This is a genomic window from Mesorhizobium sp. M0698 (assembly GCF_040320455.1).
GTDB lineage: Bacteria > Pseudomonadota > Alphaproteobacteria > Rhizobiales > Rhizobiaceae > Mesorhizobium.
Window position 1 is genome coordinate 1 of sequence record NZ_JAMYPQ010000031.1, and the last position, 14,459, is coordinate 14,459.

Here is a 14,459-nt window from a genome sequence, read left to right on the forward strand (position 1 = left end):
CCTCGTCCAGCAGAGCATGGGGGTTCGTCTCTCTGCGCCAACGGCGCTCCTCCAGGATCACGTCGCGCTCGGTCTTGATATCATCGTCGTTGAGGATGAGGTTGAACATGCGATCGGCCTCGAAGCCCATCATCTCACCCAACGCCGAGGGCGCCACCGTCTCGAGGAAGGTGGTGTAGTCATAGGCGGTGAAGGCGTTATTGTAGCCGCCGATGGCTGAGACGGCTCGGTCGAACTCGCCGGCGGCGTGGTTGGTCGTCGCCTTGAACATCAGATGCTTGAGGAAATGGGCAAGACCGGATTTGCCGGGTGGCTCGTCGGCGCTGCCGATCTTGTACCAGAGCATATGAGTGACGATCGGCGCGCGGTGATCGGAGATGACGACCACTTCCATGCCGTTGTCGAGCAGGAAATCCGTCACCTTGCCGCCGTCTGTGGCGGCCAGAGCCGGAGCGGTCGTCACCAGGGCCAGCGCGGTGGCAATGAACGCCCTGCGCAGCCAGGGGGACGATCGATGGCTGCGGTTGTGGTGGCTGGTCGAAAGGCAAGGTTCGAGGCAAAGTGATTTGTTCCTCATTTTGATGAAGTCGCTGCGTCCCCGTCTCCCCGCGTGGGAGGATCGGGGGGCAGCGGCGAGCCAGATGAATAAGCTCTTCACGGGGCCAGGCCTTACTCGAGCCTCATCTTTGGATGGATCCAGGAGACCTGCGGGAGTATTTCTCGGTGAGGTGATCATGGGACGGGATTCTCCTTGGTCCGCGACGCCTTGCGGATGACCAAGCATGCACCGTGCCAGATCAGAAAACCGTTCGAGGCAGTGGACAAATAGGGCTCTGCCATGTTGCGCATCCGACATTGTCGGACATCGGACAGGGCCGAACGCGACGCGCGCGGCTGAGAATATCTTCTTCGTTCGGAAGACGATTGGGCGCGCTGCCGGGGAGGGGTATAGGATGCGCTTCGAATGGCCGCTGCACTGACGGTGAGAATGGAGATGTTGGCCGCCCCAGCGGGACCCTGTCCTCGACAGCCAGACCGGGTCGATGCTGAAGGGCAGAGGCGTGAGCAGCCCAGCCAACTCAAACCCGGAGCCTGCTCGCGCGCTAGGACGGACCTGATCCAAAAATCGGCAAGTTGGGGATATCCGCGAGGCGCTGGAAAACGAAGATCGTAGGACTCGGGCGGGAAAAAACGATGCGGTCGCGCTTCTGGCGTAATGCGCCTGCCGCGAGGCCGTTGAGCCTGATGAGTTGCTGCGCGAAAGGAAAGGGGAGTGTTTGCGCGGGACCTTGGTCAGACGTAAGAAACAACCGTCGAGCTCGCCGTGGATGGGGGCATGCAGGCACGTTTGTCGCTGGAGGACAGCAGCACGGAAGCTGTCCGCGCTTGCCGTCGTCGCTGGGTACCAAACAGGAGAATTTGGCGGTCGCGATCGAATTCATCTGCGTAAATACCGCCTGGCTGTGCTCGGTTTGCCGGCGAACAGATTTTGCCTTCTTTGCGGCTGCAAACGCATCGCTGGCGGCGTGGTCCCTTAGGTCAAGAGCATCGGGTGAGTAACAGCCTGATCCTGCTCAATCTGATACGCGCCAACCGCCTCGCCGGATTGTGGAACCGCTCGCGGGTAGCTTCTACCACAAACAGCAAGGTCATGAAATCAAGTAGGAAGTCGTCGATTGCTTGGGCGATTGTTTCTGACTTGCCCTTGAACTGGTCCAGCAAAACGCGCGCGTTATCGATCGCTTCCACGCTGGTGGCATCGATTAACCCCTCGACCCTCTTGAAACAATCCAATTCGAAACTCCTTCAAGCGCTTGCCAAGCCGTTATGCACGAAGGTAGCTCCGTGAACCACCAGGCCTTTGACCTGGCGGCACGAGCAGCGGTCGGCCTTACGTCCCGTGCCTCCAAGCACCAGCCATAGACGTGGCGCTGAGGAGCGTTGGAAGGATCGGGCGCTTCCGGCCATGCTCGAGCGGTGTGTAGGACACTGCTTGCTGGCGACTACGGCCAAAATGGAGTGCGCCAGCTGATCGGGGTTTAACAATTTTTCGCTTTTTGCTGCGCCCAAGTCTCGGCTATGAGTCGGGCAGGCCTGATGGCCTGCCCACGTTGCAATTGTTAAGGAGGAACACGTATATGCCGACTGGAACGGTAAAGTGGTTCAACAGCACCAAGGGGTTTGGATTTATCCAGCCCGACAATGGCGGTCCGGATGTTTTCGTCCACATTTCCGCTGTCGAACGCGCGGGCCTCTCGACCCTCGCTGACGGCCAGAAGATCAACTATGAGATCGAGCAGGATCGCCGCACCGGCAAATCCTCCGCTGGCAGCCTCAGCAAAGCTGGTTGAAATTTTCTCCTGCGTCTTGGCAAGAGTGGGCGCGTAGGTCCGGAGGTCCTCACGGCCGCTCGATAGGAGCGAGCAAAAACTGAGGGCAGCAGATTGCTGCAGGCGTCGCGAATTCCTCATGAAACAAAGTTGTTTGAAAGGAAGGCGGGGTTGGCCCCGCCTTTTTATATGACGCGCAGATTAAGCCGATGGCTGCAACGCTCCAGAACGAATCTCAATTGCCGAAATCAAGCCGCGACCTTCTTGCGGGTTCGCTTCGTCGGCGCCGGCTCCGGCGCTTCCGGCGCTTTCGGTTTGCGGCCGAGCCCCATTGTCTTGGCCAATGACGAGCGCGCCGCGGCGTAGTTCGGCGCGACCATGGGATAATCCGCCGGTAGGCCCCATTTGGCCCGATATCCATCCGGCGTCAGCCCATAGTGGGTCGACAGATGGCGCTTTAGCGATTTGAATTTCTTCCCGTCTTCAAGGGAGATGATGTAGTCCGGTGTCACCGACTTCCTGATCGGGACTGCAGGCGTAAGGGCAACCGGCTCTTTTGCAGAGACACCTTCCGCCGTCCCTTTCAGAGCCGCGTGCACTTGGCCGATGAGGGCAGGGAGATCCCCCACCGGGATCGGATTGTTGGAGACATAGGCTGAGACGACATCGGCCGTGAGCTCGATGAGGGTGTCGATGTTTTTTTCGGCTTCTTCTGTCATGAAACTCTCCAGGCGGCGTGAAACACAGTCGGCGAAGCGTCGCTTCATAGTGGCGGTCTCCGCTGAAAGCAACCAAGGTCTCGACAGGATTATTGCGATGCTCGTCCAGCAGCGAGATCTATAGCGCAGTATCGCGCCGTCATGACCGTTGATGCGTTCCGTTGTTGGCGACCTGCCGCGGTGCTTGCGCATTTTCAGGCGCGTCTCGGCCGTAAGCTTTGCGCCAAAATGACCAGTAATCTCGAAACGAAGCGGGCTATTCCTGTTTCGCCATCCTCTCTTTGGCTGTGAAATCGGTGGCAGAGCAGTGGCCGCTTCCTGGTGGCGCGTGGAGGAACTATCAAGCGTTGATTCGCAGTTGGTCGAAACGATGTAGATTCATCCGGTGAGCCGCTCTCGCAGCAGGATGTTAGGAATTGGACCGCTGGTAAACCGAGGACATCACGCCGCTGCTTTGCTATTGAACCGCTATCGCTGTGACAACACATTCCGCAATGGTGGGCGGGTGTAGAGGAGGCGCCTTACGCAAACTAGCGGTTCAGCAGGTCGGGAGGAACGAATGAGCTCAGGGACTTTCAGCAGCCCACTTTTCGTAAGACGTCCAGCGCACATCGTGCAAGAGATTGCCAGTCCTGCGGATGCTATCGATTTTCCTCAACGAAGGGCCAGAAGATCGCAGAGACCGGATCTACGAAGCCGTCCTCAGGGCGTGCTTTGATGCATACAACGGACACCTGCGAGCGCAGCGCGCAAGACTTTTTTCCGCTTTGCGAAACAGGTCGCCATATTGGAAGATGCAACCTCCGCGATGCAATGGCTCGCTGCCTGCATGTCGAGCTGTGGAAAAGCGCAAGTATAGGCGTCGCAGTCGTGTGTGAGGCTGGAGCGGGTACGCCGACGAAGTTATTGTATCGAGATTTCGTCGGCGTCTGGAGCGTAGTATAGAGAATAAACAATATTTTGCGCGCTGTGGCGATGTTATATCTTGTTGTATTTGTAAATCAGCTTCTCGCGACAGGACTGCAACGATTCCGGTGTAAAAATCACTGCGTGGGACTTGGTTCCCTCAAATTCATGATGGTAAATTACCGTGTAATGATCGCAAAGCAGTTGTCCCATTGAAGCAAGATGATAAACGAAGCCAAAATTGTGCTCCGTCGTCTGCCAATATTCGCTCGATGGAGGCTATAGGCCTCACAAGCCAATCAAAACAGCTACTCGGGTGCACTTTGAAATTCGTTTAATTTCGCTCACCCCAAACGGCCCTCCACAGTCGAAAATAAGATTGTCCCGCAAAGGGTGCTACAAGACGCGATCGCGGATCGATTTGGGCCCACGTCGATCTGGCGAAGGCAGGCGGAAGTCGAGCAGGACCTGCTGCGGAACAGATAACCGGCCCCAAACCGAATCCGACACGGTGGCCCCGATTTCTTCATGGTAGAAGGCGCAGAGAGAACCGAAGCACGGCTCCGGGCTCCGGCGCCGCCGCTTGCCGAGCAGCGATCCTCCGCCTCCCTGAAATCCAATCGACAAGAGCGTTCAATTCCGGGACGGTCCAAGCTCTGCCGCAAAAACAGGTGTCAGACCACCCGGTCCTCTCCCGCAACTGATCTAGCGCAGGGCGTTCATGAGCCGCATATCCCAGAGTGGCTGCGTGCACGACGCAGCGAGATCATTTATGAAAATCCTATTCAGTACGATGGCTGTCCCCTTGCTGACAGCCACCGCCTTTGCTGCGGATTCGATCCCCGCAGACCTCAGAGAAACGGCAATGGCTACTTTCAAGGCTTTGCCACCCACCACGCCGGCAGTCGCCAACAACCCGATCACCCCGGAAAAGATCGCTCTCGGCAAGGCACTGTTCTTCGATCCACGCGTCTCTGCGTCAGGCGTCTTGTCGTGCAACTCGTGCCACAACCTGGCCACCGGCGGCGACGACAATCACGAAACCTCGATCGGCCATGGTTGGCAGAAGGGACCGCGCAACGCGCCGACTGTACTGAACGCTGTCTTCAACATCGCCCAGTTCTGGGACGGTCGTGCCGAAGACCTGAAGGCTCAGGCGAAGGGACCGGTCCAAGCCGGCGTCGAAATGGCCAATACACCGGGTCAAGTCATCGCCACCCTCAAGTCGATGCCGCAATATGTCGATTGGTTCGATGCAGCCTTTCCGGCTGAAGCCGATCGCGTCACCTTCGACAACGTCGCCAAGGCGATCGAAGCCTTCGAGGCGACACTGGTCACGCCGGCCCCCTTCGACGGCTTCCTCAATGGCGATGACGCCGCCATGACTTCCGAACAGAAACAGGGCCTGGCGCTTTTCATGGACAAAGGCTGCTCGTCCTGCCATGGCGGTATCAACGTTGGTGGGGAAGCCTATTACCCATTCGGCCTCGTGGAACAGCCCAGCGCCGAGGTCCTGCCGGAAAAAGACAAGGGCCGATTTGCGGTCACCAATATTGCCGACGATTCCTATGTTTTCCGCGTGGCGCCGCTGCGCAACGTTGCACTCACCGCGCCATACTTTCATTCGGGCAAGGTTTGGGATCTGAAACAGGCCGTTGCCATCATGGGAACCACCCAGCTTGGCGTGGTACTGGCGGACGAAGAAGTCGACCTGCTTGTTGCCTTCCTCAACTCGCTGACCGGAAAGGCACCCGAGCTCGCCTATCCCATTTTACCCGCCGAAACGGCGACAACGCCCCGGCCTGTAACGCAGATCTTAGGAAAATAAACGGCCAGCTGACTGCGGAACATCGCAATTGACAATGATTGCGACTTTTACTGGACGAGACGAGTCGCGACGTCCATGAGAACGCAAATGGCTCGTTTCCAAAGTGCAGACACTGCTTCCGTCACCAGCTCGTTGCGATGGAATCATGTTTGGGATCTGGCGTGCGACATGCCAAGGAAGGCGTCTGACGCATGAGGCTCGCGCGCTGTCGATACCGCGCGGCGGCCGGCCATCGCGCTGGCGGCCGAATTGCCGCGCGCCGAAGTGATCGGCCCCCTTAGGGCGAAGGGGCAGCCACTCCGTCCTCTATGTCCAGCGATTCTTCGACTGCTTCCGGATTCCGGGCGATGGTCCAAAGGAGAGTATTCGCCGCTGCATCCGGTTTCGAGCGACCTTGCTCCCAGTTTCGAAGCGTTGCCAGATCGAGGCCATACCTCACGGAGAATGCCTCCTGAGAGAGCTTCGTGCGATCCCGGACTTCGCGAACACTTATCGGCCGCGGCGCATGAACCTTCGCGATCACGCCTGCGGACGACAGTTCATTTTCAGTGCCAATAGGTCGTCGACGCAAGGAACCGTCACGAACGCCTTGCACGACCATCTCCGTGAGTATCGCGTGGGCCGTCCTGAGCGGCAGCTGTCTCTTAACGAGAATCCGGGCGGCCTCAGGAGTATTCGCGCCGTGAAGAAAACTGAGGCTCAGTCGGACGGGAGAGCCTGACGACACCGGGACGACGTCCCGGGTTCGCACCGTTGTCCGTACCGCTCCATGAATTTCGATGTAGTCGACATTAAGCTTCTCCGCGATCACTCGACCGAGCTTGCGCAATTTGGACCATCCCCACTAAGGCATCGCGATAAAAGTACGCCAAACAACGCTAAGGGAGAACAAGCAGTGATCTGATTTCATTCGACGCTCGTTTTCGAGAGCCGTTCTGGGTCGTTCGCAATCAACTGTGTAGGCCAGCGGAGCGAGCAAGGAGCGCCAGATCCGGACAGGGCTGAGTGGGGTGTTTCTCCGAAAGATGGGGCCATGCCCTAAGGAACACGAGATGTAGTGGACTCGTCGATTCGCGCGGTTTCGATTCGCGCACCCGGGCACAACGCTTGGATAAGTCCCATCAAATGCTCTCCGGTGGCCGTCATCTGTTTAGCTGACATTGGGCCGAGGGCTTCCAGCACGAGCCACATGGCGCGGGTATCGACCGTGACCATGGTGCGCCGCCCCTGCCGCCAGTTCCAGCGGCGGCACGTGACACCGGCATCATCGCACCAGATGACTTCGCCCGGTTCAGGATGCTCGGTTACCATTTCACCTTGCTGGATCGTGTCGAATGGCTCCGCTCCCTTCGCAATTAAAAGTCTCGGGACCCCTTGGTAGAGATCGAGATCCTCCCCGCCAATCGGAACGCCATACAACACGCTGACGGCATTGTAGGCATCAACCAGTGGGGATATCCGCGGGAGAGAGCCATCTTTCCGCACCCGCTTGAGAAGCGCGGCGGCCGAGCACGGCGTTCGATTGGCCTTTGTGCCGAAAGCCTCGTAGGCAACGGCCCACGCCGCAAGATGCGCGTCCCTTTGGGCGTCATCGCGAAGCGCCGCCTGTTCCGCCGCCGCAATCGTGTCGTTCAACGCCTGTGCATCCGGCACGTCGATTTCAGCGTTCCGCACCACAATGCTGATCAGATGAAAATCCGGGTAGCGGGCCTTGATCTCGGGGGCAATCAATGGCGTGAAAGACATGGGATGCTCTTTTCTCATGGGGAGGCTTTGCGCTGCGGGTCGTTCGGGAAATGTTTGAAGAAAGGTGCTTGTCGAGCGTCCAGATCTTCTGGCATCGGCATGGTGCATGCCGCACCATGCGCTGGATAATTCCATCGTTCGGCCGTGGACAAGGCCTGGTAGAGATCGTCGATTATCTCTTGCGGGTGCTCGAGCCCGCCTCGGCCGGCAACAAGCTACGGCTCCGCCAGATCCTCCATTTCATAGGAGGCAGCGGGCGCGATATGGATGTGAAGCAGCTTTCCTTGCCGGGTCATGCATCGCTTTCGGAAATTCGTCTCGCACGAAAATCTGCCGCCAAACTGGCCTGATCAACAGCATGGTATGGCGTTTTCCCAGTCCAGTTGGCTTTGCAACGAAACGCGGTTCAGCCCAAGGGTCGGTTTCCTCGCCAGCACGCCGCGTCCCCGCCGTTTTAGCCACCGTGTCCCGGCAACGCGTCTTGTACCTGCCTGACAACCGCTCGCAGGACCTCAACGCCCTTCTCGATCTGCCGAATGCTCAAGGCGGCATAGCCCATGACAAGCCCCATGCGATCGATGTGGCCTTCGTCCGACTGCCGCTCGTAAAGGGGCGAGATCAGGTGTAGCCCCAGGCCCGCGCCTCGGGCGGCTTCGACCAGGGTCGTTTCCCGCGATCGCGGCAGTTCGTCGAACCAAACGGCGACGTGCAGACCGGCATCTGCTCCCTGGACAGCGATGCGATCTCCGAAGCTGCGCCGCAAGGCGCCCAACAACGTCCCCCGACGCTCGCCGTTCAGCCTGCGCACGCGCCGCACATGGCTTTCGTAGCCGCCACTCTCGATCAAAGAGGCCAGAGCCTCCTGTTCAGCCACCGGCGAATGCCGGTCCGCGAATTGTTTGGCGGTTGCGAAGACCTCCTGCAATTCCGGCGGGACGACGAGGTAGCCGATGCGTAGCATCGGCGAGAGCGTTTTGGAGATCGTGCCGAGGTAGATGACAGCCCCGTGGTCCTCGATACTGTGCAGCGGAGGGACCGGATTGATGTCGTAGCGATATTCGCTGTCGTAGTCGTCCTCGATCACATAGGCGTTGTTGTGCCGCGCCCATTCCAGAAGCTGGTGGCGGCGCGCGATCGGCATGACGCCGCCCAGCGGAAACTGATGCGATGGCGTGACATAGGCCAGTCGCGCCCCGATCCCCGCCAGCAACTCCGTCTTCATCCCGTCCTCGTCGACGGTGACCGGGATGGGCGAGGCACCCGTACTGGCAAAGACCTGACGCGCCATCCTGTAGCACGGGTCCTCGATGACAAAGCGGTCGGCGGGATCGAGAAGCAGGCGCGCGCACAGGTCGAGGCCCTGCTGCGAACCGTTGACGATGATTATCTGCTCGAGGTCGCAGCTCAGGGTTCGGGCGCGCCAGAGATAGCCCTGGAGCGCCTGGCGCAGCCGGCGCGAGCCGCGCGGATCCTCATAGGCAAGACGCAACGGGCGCTGCCCCATCGCCTCGTTCATCGCACGTTTCCAGACCAATGCGGGGAAGTCTGACGGCGCCAGGTCGCCATAGCGGAAATCGACCTTCAGCCCAGTCGGCAGATAATCCGGCCAGGGCGGCGTGACGCGCAGTCGGCCCCCATAGGCGGACAGAAGAACCGGGCCGACCCGTTTCGCAGGCGTGCGGCTTGTCCCAGGACCGATCAACGAAGATGCAACGCGGGGTCGTGCGCCTTGACGGACGTCGATGAAACCTTCCGCAGCCAGTTGCTCATAGGCGACCGTCACCGTCGTTCGCGAAACCCCAAGGTCATTTGCGAGGCCTCGGGAGGACGGCAGCTGACTGCCGGTTTCGTAGACACTTCCGAGGATCTGCTCGCGAAGAGCCTCGTAGATCTGGCGTGCACCCATCGCGTGCGTGCGACCTGCAGAACCGGCACTTGAAGACTGGACCATTTCATTCATCGCCAACTGGATATTTCACATTGGCCAGTTTGCCGTCAATCTTTCGGAAACCCAAGCAAGATCTTAGAGGCCGAATGACCCGCTCCTATCAATCGGAAACCGATGCTCTCATGCGGTCGCTCAACGACACCGGTCCCGGATTCGCCACTCGGGCGATCCATCATGGCTACGATCCCGCCGGCTTTTCCAATGCCGTTCAGCCGCCAGTCTTCTTGACCTCGACCTATGGATTCGAAAGCGTGGCAGCGAACGAGGCCGCCGCCGCCCTTGGCGGAAGGCTCTATGCGCGCGAATACAATCCGACGACGGAGATCCTAGAACAACGGCTTGCCAATCTGGAAGGAGCCGAGGCAGGTCTGGTCGTTGCCTCGGGGATGGCGGCTTTCGGGACGCTGATCCTGTCGCTCCTGTCCCAAGGCGATGAACTCATCGTCCACAGGACGCTTTATGCGAACACGCTTGCCATGGTCGAACAGGCGGTCCCCCGCTTCGGCATCAAGGTCGTCGCGGTCGACCTGTCCGATCCTCACAATCTCGATGCCGCGATCACCGAGCGGACCCGGCTTGTTTTCTTCGAGACCCCGGTGAATCCGCTGAGCCGCATCCTCGACATCGCTGCCATTGCCGAGCGCGCCCACGCGCGCGGTGTAAAGGTTGCAGTCGACAGCACCTTCGCCTCCCCCGCGCTCCAGCGGCCGCTCGAACATGGGGCAGACCTCGTGCTCCACTCGCTGACCAAATACATCAATGGGCACGGCGATGCCCTTGGTGGGGCGATTCTGGGCGACGCGCAAACGCTCCGCACGCTGCACGAAACGGGCCTGCGCTACATCACCGGCGCAGCGCTCTCGCCCATGTCAGCCTTCCTGATCCTGCGCGGTCTGAAGACGCTCACGCTGCGCATGGAACGGCACAGCGCCACGGCCCTTGCGGTGGCTCGGGCGCTCGAGGCGCACCCGGCGGTGGCATGGGTGAGTTATCCCTTCCTCGACTCGCACCCTGATCAGGTGACGGCGCGAAAGCAGATGTCCCAAGGGTCGGGCATGTTGGCCTTTGGCCTCCACGCTGGGTTAGAGGGCGCGCGGCGGATGATGGACCGGCTAAACCTGATCACCCGGGCTGTCAGCCTCGGCGATGCCGACAGCCTGATCTATCATCCGGCAAGCCTGACCCGTGCTCGTCAGCCGATCCGCAAGGATGCGCATCTGGCCGATGGAGTCGGCGAGGACCTCATGCGTCTCTCGGTGGGTCTTGAAGACGTCGATGACCTAATCGCCGACCTGCGGCGGGCTCTGGACGCCTTGTGATGACCTGTCCTCCGGCCAGTCCTGCGCTCACGCACAAACCTGGAGCCTTGCCATGGCATTCCTGAGCGGTCTTTCCGCGTTTCCCATCACGCCCGCCGATCGTGACGGCCGCGTCGATACCCTTGCCCTGCGCAGGCTGATTGCTCGGCTTGGCACCGCTCAGGTCGATTCCATCGGTCTTCTCGGCAGCACCGGCACCTACATGTATCTGTCGCGCGAGGAACGGCGACGGACGCTTGCCGAGACCTTGGACGAAATCGCCGGGCGAACGCTGGTCGTGGTGGGTGTGGGCGCGCTGCGCACCGATGAAGCAGTGAGGTTCGCGCAGGACGCCAAGGCCCTTGGAGCAGCCGCGGGGCTGCTTGCGGCCGCCTCCTACACCCCGCTCACTGATGACGAGGTGTTCGAACATTTCTCGACGGTGGCGTGCGAGAGCGGCCTGCCGATCGTCGTCTACGACAATCCAGGAACGACGCATTTCCATTTCACCCCAGCACTCGTCAGCCGCCTGGCAAAGGTGGGTGGGATTGTCGCTATCAAGAATCCGACAGACAAGGGCGATGCGATCAAGAGCCATCTGGCCGACCAGAGGCGCACTGTGCCGGAAGGGTTCTCGATCGGCTACAGCGGCGACTGGAACGCTGCAGAGGCCATGATCGCTGGCGCTGACACATGGTACAGCGTCCTCGCGGGCATCCTGCCCGAGGTCTGCACAAAGATCGTCACAGCGGCGCAGCAGGGCGATGCGGCCGAAGCGCGACGGATCGATGCCGCGCTTGCGCCGCTCTGGAGCCTCTTCAAGGAGTTCTCGAGCCTTCGCGTCGTCTATGCACTTGCCGAATTGCTCGACATTTGCCGTGCCGACCCCCCGCGTCCCATCCTGCCTCTGCCCTCAGCAGCGAAGCGCCAGATCGCCGCCGCGTTGGAACGCTTGCCATCGGATGTCAACCGGTGAATAGCGAACCCGGCGGCCAGCGAAGGAACCTGTCATGTATGTACCCGCGCATTTCGATGAACCGAGCCGAGAAGTCCGCTACGACTGATCGAGAACAGTGCACTTGGCATGCTGATAACCCATGGCCGGAGCGGTCTCGACGCCAATCACATCCCCTTCGAACTCGACACGTCACAGGGAGAAAACGGTACCCTTTACTCCTGCGCGATTAATACACGTGCCGAAGGAAAGTGCACATTCTCGCTCGAGTGACTTATTTCAAAGGATGTGATCGCGTTTGGCACATTCACGGCCGACATGCGGCAGCCGGTCACTCACCACATGGTGAGCAACCAGGAAACCCTCCGGCCTACACTTTCTACCGGAGCGCACGTGCTGCATCGACCATGTTCATCAGGGCAGGGCGGACCTCCTCCCATTTGCGTGTTTTGAGGCCACAGTCCGGGTTTACCCACAGTTGGGAATCCGACAGTCGCTCGCGGGCAAGCATGACGAGATCCGAAATCTCGCCGACTTCCGGGACGCGCGGTGAGTGAATGTCGTAGACTCCGGGACCGATTTCGTTCGGATATTTGGAGCTCGTGAAGGCGTCCAGCAGTTCCATCTTCGAGCGCGACGTCTCAATCGAAATGACATCCGCATCCATTTCAGCGATCGCGTCGATGATCTCGTTGAACTCCGAATAGCACATGTGGGTATGGATTTGAGTCGCGTCCTTTACACCCGTTGAAGCGATCCGGAAGCATTCGACAGCCCAGTCGAGATAGTCTTTCCAGTCAGACTGGCGCAGTGGCAATCCTTCGCGAAACGCGGCCTCATCGATCTGGATCATCCTTGCGCCGGACCATTCGAGATCCGTCACCTCGTCGCGGATGGCGAGCGCGATCTGGCGGCATGCTTCGGAGCGGGGTACGTCGTCGCGAACAAAAGACCAGTTGAGAATGGTCACCGGGCCTGTGAGCATTCCCTTCACAGGGTTTTCCGTAAGCGACTGGGCGAATTGCCACCAGCGCAGCGTCATCGGCTTGGGCCTCGATACGTCGCCGAAGATGATGGGGGGGCGCACGTAACGCGACCCATAGCTCTGCACCCAGGCATGCTGGGTGAAGGCGAAGCCGGACAGCTGCTCGCCGAAATGCTGTACCATGTCGTTTCGTTCGAACTCACCGTGCACCAGCACGTCCAGCCCGATCTCTTCCTGCCAGCGAATTGCAGCCTCGATCTCCTTCTTCAGGAAGGTCTCGTAGTCGACATAGCTCAGCTGGCCCTTCGCATGAGCGGCCCGCGCCCTGCGTACCTGCGGCGTCTGCGGGAAGGACCCGATGGTCGTCGTCGGGAACGGCGGCAGCCCGAGCGTGCCGGCCTGGACTCTGGAGCGCTCGGCAAAAGCGCTCTCTCGTCGCTTCATGCTGTCGTCAATGCTGGCGATCCGCCCCTCAACCAGCGGGTCATGGATCTTCGTGGATGTCACGCGAGTGGCGGCAGCCTCGGCAGACGCTTTCAACGCGCCTGCCACCGCATCCCTGCCTTGGGACAGGGCCCGGGCAAGCAACACCAACTCGTCGGTCTTCTGGGCCGCGAAGGCGAGCCACGACCTGATGTCCGCGTCGAGTTCCGTCTCCATGCGGAGGTCGATCGGCACATGCAGCATCGAGCAAGAAGGCGCGATCTCGACGCGGTCCAAGGGCCAGCCGGCGACGATCGGTTTGATGCGGTCGAGAATGGCGGGCAGGTTCGCACGCCAGACGTTGCGGCCATCGATCAAGCCAAGCGAGAGCACCAGATCCTTCGGTGCGAGCCGACCCACCGTTTCCAGCTGCTCGGGAGCGCGCACGAGATCAATATGCAGCCCGGCCAGGGGCAGAGAAACCGCGGTTTCGAGATTGTCTCCCAGCGGCCCGAAATAGGCAGCCAGCATGATCTTCAACTCGGGCGCGGCTTTTGACAGCTGGCCATAGGCGAATTCGAACGCAGCTCGTTCGTTCGGGTTCAGATCGAGGACAAGCGCTGGCTCATCGATCTGCACCCAATCGGCACCCGACAGCTTCAAGCTCCGCAGGAGTTGCTCGTAGACGGGCAGAAGCCGTGGTAGGAGCGCGATGGGATCGAATCCTTCGGCAGGCGATTTCGCCAGCTTGAGGAAGGTGATCGGTCCAAGGATGACTGGGCGTGTGTGAACGCCGAGAGCTTTAGCCTCGATGAAGTAATCGACCGGTTTCGTCGACGAGAGGGCGAACGTCTGATCATCGTTGAGTTCCGGCACAATGTAGTGATAGTTGGTGTCAAACCACTTGGTCATTTCCATCGCGGTTACGCCAGTCCGATGAGCCGCATGCTGGTGACCACCGTGCCCACAATCCTCCGTCTGACCTTGGTTGCCGCGCGCCATAGCGAAGTAGATGTCGAGTGGGACCTCGCCGCCATTCCAGCCGTAACGGGACGGAAGGGCGCCGACCATGGCTGCGGTGTCGAGCACATGGTCGTAAAGCGAGAAGTCGTTCGACGGGATTTTCGACACGCCGCGATCGCGTTGCTCCTCCCAGCTAGCGGCACGGAGCGCCTTCGCCGTCGTGAGAAGGTCGGCAGCGGACGATTTTCCGGACCAGTAGCTTTCAAGCGCGAATTTCAGTTCTCGCCGACGACCGAAGCGGGGCACGCCGAGCGTTGCTACAGGAATTTGCTGAGAGATAGTCATGCCAGACCCCGAT

Annotated in this window: 12 protein-coding genes; 6 read left to right on the forward strand and 6 right to left on the reverse strand. The window is 60.0% G+C overall.

From position 1 onward, the window contains the following. Window positions 1-577: M16 family metallopeptidase (locus tag NKI16_RS31130; protein ID WP_352924398.1), on the reverse strand; the 577-nt coding region annotated here is incomplete at its 3' end. A gap of 962 nt (window positions 578-1,539) precedes the next feature. After that, on the reverse strand, window positions 1,540-1,794 hold the full coding sequence (locus NKI16_RS31135) for a hypothetical protein (protein ID WP_352452611.1): 255 nt from the start codon (window positions 1,792-1,794) through the stop codon (window positions 1,540-1,542). A gap of 344 nt (window positions 1,795-2,138) precedes the next feature. On the opposite strand from NKI16_RS31135, the gene NKI16_RS31140 reads away from it, so the two are divergent. After that, window positions 2,139-2,351 carry a cold-shock protein gene (locus NKI16_RS31140; RefSeq protein WP_023679670.1) on the forward strand — a complete coding sequence of 71 codons (213 nt, stop codon included), beginning with the start codon at window positions 2,139-2,141 and terminating at the stop codon, window positions 2,349-2,351. A gap of 227 nt (window positions 2,352-2,578) precedes the next feature. Here the strand turns inward: NKI16_RS31140 and NKI16_RS31145 are convergent, their stop codons facing one another. Then, a complete protein-coding gene (locus NKI16_RS31145; protein ID WP_023679671.1) occupies window positions 2,579-3,049 on the reverse strand; it encodes a Ros/MucR family transcriptional regulator in 471 nt (156 codons plus the stop codon). A gap of 1,678 nt (window positions 3,050-4,727) precedes the next feature. Here NKI16_RS31145 and NKI16_RS31150 point away from each other — a divergent pair. After that, the gene (locus NKI16_RS31150) at window positions 4,728-5,783 is read left to right on the forward strand and encodes a cytochrome-c peroxidase (protein WP_352924400.1); all 1,056 of its coding nucleotides are present in this window, start codon (window positions 4,728-4,730) and stop codon (window positions 5,781-5,783) included. A gap of 1,038 nt (window positions 5,784-6,821) precedes the next feature. Here the strand turns inward: NKI16_RS31150 and NKI16_RS31155 are convergent. Then, window positions 6,822-7,529 (reverse strand): B3/B4 domain-containing protein, encoded by a 708-nt coding sequence (locus NKI16_RS31155; protein ID WP_352458254.1) that lies wholly within the window; start codon window positions 7,527-7,529, stop codon window positions 6,822-6,824. A 116-nt stretch (window positions 7,530-7,645) separates the two neighbouring features. On the opposite strand from NKI16_RS31155, the gene NKI16_RS34170 reads away from it, so the two are divergent. Beyond that, on the forward strand, window positions 7,646-7,879 hold the full coding sequence (locus NKI16_RS34170; RefSeq protein ID WP_502897644.1) for a hypothetical protein: 234 nt from the start codon (window positions 7,646-7,648) through the stop codon (window positions 7,877-7,879). A 104-nt stretch (window positions 7,880-7,983) separates the two neighbouring features. Here the strand turns inward: NKI16_RS34170 and pdxR are convergent, their stop codons facing one another. After that, window positions 7,984-9,489: a MocR-like pyridoxine biosynthesis transcription factor PdxR gene (gene pdxR / locus NKI16_RS31165; protein ID WP_352924420.1), complete on the reverse strand. Its 1,506-nt coding sequence runs from the start codon at window positions 9,487-9,489 to the stop codon at window positions 7,984-7,986. A 110-nt stretch (window positions 9,490-9,599) separates the two neighbouring features. Between pdxR and NKI16_RS31170 the strand changes: the two genes are divergently transcribed. The 3 genes from NKI16_RS31170 (at window position 9,600) to NKI16_RS31180 (ending at window position 12,003) form a co-directional block, all read left to right on the forward strand. After that, complete coding sequence (locus tag NKI16_RS31170; protein WP_352924401.1) at window positions 9,600-10,796, forward strand: trans-sulfuration enzyme family protein; 1,197 nt, start codon at window positions 9,600-9,602, stop codon at window positions 10,794-10,796. Between the two features lie 52 nt (window positions 10,797-10,848). Continuing rightward, window positions 10,849-11,751, forward strand: a complete 903-nt coding sequence (locus NKI16_RS31175) for a dihydrodipicolinate synthase family protein (RefSeq protein WP_352924402.1) — start codon at window positions 10,849-10,851, stop codon at window positions 11,749-11,751. 108 nt (window positions 11,752-11,859) lie between these two features. Further along, window positions 11,860-12,003 (forward strand): hypothetical protein, encoded by a 144-nt coding sequence (locus tag NKI16_RS31180; protein ID WP_352924404.1) that lies wholly within the window; start codon window positions 11,860-11,862, stop codon window positions 12,001-12,003. Window positions 12,004-12,109: 106 nt separating this feature from the next. Here NKI16_RS31180 and metE read toward each other — a convergent pair whose 3' ends face one another. After that, window positions 12,110-14,446, reverse strand: a complete 2,337-nt coding sequence (gene metE, locus NKI16_RS31185) for a 5-methyltetrahydropteroyltriglutamate--homocysteine S-methyltransferase (RefSeq protein ID WP_352924423.1) — start codon at window positions 14,444-14,446, stop codon at window positions 12,110-12,112. Window positions 14,447-14,459: the final 13 nt, after the last annotated feature.

Coding starts and splice junctions, on each gene's coding strand:
- NKI16_RS34170 (WP_502897644.1), top strand. CDS start 7,646: ATGCGCTGGATAATTCCATCGTTCGGCCGTGGACAAGGCCTGGTAGAG.
- NKI16_RS31150 (WP_352924400.1), top strand. CDS start 4,728: ATGAAAATCCTATTCAGTACGATGGCTGTCCCCTTGCTGACAGCCACC.
- NKI16_RS31180 (WP_352924404.1), top strand. CDS start 11,860: ATGCTGATAACCCATGGCCGGAGCGGTCTCGACGCCAATCACATCCCC.
- NKI16_RS31155 (WP_352458254.1), bottom strand. CDS start 7,529: ATGTCTTTCACGCCATTGATTGCCCCCGAGATCAAGGCCCGCTACCCG.
- NKI16_RS31140 (WP_023679670.1), top strand. CDS start 2,139: ATGCCGACTGGAACGGTAAAGTGGTTCAACAGCACCAAGGGGTTTGGA.
- NKI16_RS31170 (WP_352924401.1), top strand. CDS start 9,600: ATGCGGTCGCTCAACGACACCGGTCCCGGATTCGCCACTCGGGCGATC.
- NKI16_RS31175 (WP_352924402.1), top strand. CDS start 10,849: ATGGCATTCCTGAGCGGTCTTTCCGCGTTTCCCATCACGCCCGCCGAT.
- metE (WP_352924423.1), bottom strand. CDS start 14,446: ATGACTATCTCTCAGCAAATTCCTGTAGCAACGCTCGGCGTGCCCCGC.
- pdxR (WP_352924420.1), bottom strand. CDS start 9,489: ATGAATGAAATGGTCCAGTCTTCAAGTGCCGGTTCTGCAGGTCGCACG.
- NKI16_RS31145 (WP_023679671.1), bottom strand. CDS start 3,049: ATGACAGAAGAAGCCGAAAAAAACATCGACACCCTCATCGAGCTCACG.